The 2,264-nt window shown below is 74.1% G+C and carries 1 protein-coding gene; it reads left to right on the plus strand.

Annotated features, from left to right (window positions below):
• Positions 1 to 2,264: hypothetical protein (locus tag ACWEQL_RS42205; protein ID WP_452156896.1), on the plus strand; the 2,264-nt coding region annotated here is incomplete at both ends.

The raw sequence follows: 2,264 nt of genomic DNA on the forward strand, positions 1-2,264 counted from the left end.
CCGCCCGCCTGCTGGAGGGCAAGGCCGCCGGTGAGTACATGGACGGGATGACCTCGATCGTCCGCCGCGAGCCGGTCGGCGTCTGTCTGAGCGGCGAACCGGGCGGGTCGGGCGACCCGGTGCCGGTCACCGTCCAGGGCGCCGGCCGGTTCGCCGGCCTGGAGGTGACGGTCGGGCAGACCGCCCACCTGGTCAACCAGGTCATCGGCATCACCTGGAAGGGCGGGAAGCCGACCTGGCCCAGCCCGATGTCCTTCGGCCAGAACTACCTGCAGATCATGCAGTGCTGGGGCGACGCGGCCACCGGCCCGGACCGCGAGCAGTGCCAGTACGGCGCCTCCCGCGGTGACGGCCGCGGCGGCGCGTACGTGCCCAGCCGGCAGCTCAACTACGGCCGGACGCTGGTCGATCCGGCCGAGACCATCCGGCCCGGCGGTGACAACCGCAACGTCTACGCGCCGTTCCGCCCGGTGAGCGGCGGCCCGGCGGAGACCGAGGGCGCGAGCCAGTACTTCGACTCGCAGTCCACCAACGAGGTGCCCTACGCGCCGACCCGGGCGGACGGCACCGGGCAGGTGTTCTTCGAGATCCAGACCGGTATGGAGGCCCCGGGCCTCGGCTGCGGCCAGACCCCGGCGGGGGAGAACGGCCCGTTCACCGAGGGCCGGCAGTGCTGGCTGGTGGTCGTGCCGCGCGGCGAGCACGAGGTGGACGGGCAGGTGCCCACCGGCGACTCCGCCAAGCTCCAGTCCTCCCCGCTCAGCGCGACCAACTGGGCCGAGCGCCTGGTGGTGCCGCTGCACTTCGAACCGGTCGGCCTGTCCTGCCCGATCGGCAGTGTGGAGCGGCCCACCACCGGCACCGAGATGGCCGCCGAGGCCGTCTGGCGCTGGCAGCCCGTGCTCTGCCGGCAGGCCGGCGGCATCTTCAGCTACACCCGCACCACCGACTCGCTGGCCCGCGGCCGCCTCCAGCAGGGCGACCCCGGTCTGGTCTACCTGGGCTACCCGCTGGCCAAGGACGACCGCCGGCCCGGCCGGACCCCGGTGCACGCGCCGCTCGGGCTCTCCGGGCTCGCCATCTCCTTCGTGGTGGAGAGCCAGTCCTACTCGCTGACCCCGCCGGAGACCCGGCAGAAGGACGGCCAGCGGATCCACGAGATGAACCTGACCCCGAGGCTGGTCGCCAAACTGCTCACCCAGAGCTATCGGTACGCGGTCAACCCCGGTGACCCCGAGGTGCCGGCCGGCAACCCGCTCGACCTCACCTCGGACCCCGAGTTCCTCGATCTGAACCCGCAGTTCAAGACCCTGTACTTCCCCTCCCGGATCCCCGACCTGCTGCTGCCCACCGGCGACAGCGACGCCGCGATGCTGCTCTGGCTCTGGCTGAAGAGCGACCCCGAGGCCGCCGCCTTCCTGCGCGGCGAGGTCAGCGCGAAGTGGAAGGACGCGGTCAACCCGGCCTGGCTGCGCGACGACTTCACCCTGCCGATGCCCAACTACCCCAAGCCGGACGGCTACTGCCAGAACTTCCCGGACGACCCGACCGACCGCCCGGCCTGGTGCAACCTGGACGCCCACCCGTACGCCAACACCATGCTGGAGGCGGGCCGTTCGGCCGCCCGCGGCGACACCCTGGCCAAGTCGGTCTGGGACGCCACCACCACGCCCGGCTCGCTGAAGAAGGGCGCCCCGCAGGCCCAGGGGCTGCGCGGGGTGCTGGCCCTGACCACCACCGCGCAGGCCGCCCGGTACGGGCTGAGCACGGCCCGACTCCGCAACGCCAAGGGCGAGTTCATTGCGCCCGATGACGCCTCGATGCTCGCCATGGCGGGCTCCGGGACGGCGGTCGGCAGCAGCGGGGTGCCCGTGGTGATGCCCACCGCCGAGGTCACCGGCGGCTACCCGCTCACCAGCATCACGTACGCCGCCACCGTGCCCTCCGCGCTGGACGCGGAGAGCGGGAAGTCGTACGCGGCGCTGCTGCGGTACGCGATGGGCGAGGGCCAGGTGCCGGGCGTGGCCGCCGGACGGCTGGCCGAGGGGTACGTCCCGCTGCCCGAGGCGCTGCGGGCGACCACCCTGGCCGCCGCCGACGCCATCGAGAACGGGGCCGGCAGGCCCGAGCCGACCGAGGGCCCGAGCGCCCCGGCCACCACCGCGCCGGTGTCGGGCACCGGAACGGTCACCTCGGCCGGCGGCGCGACCACGGTCGCCCTGCCGCCCGGCGGCGACCGGCTCCCGCCGGCCCCGCCCGCCGAC

It is taken from the genome of Kitasatospora sp. NPDC004240, from assembly GCF_053603215.1.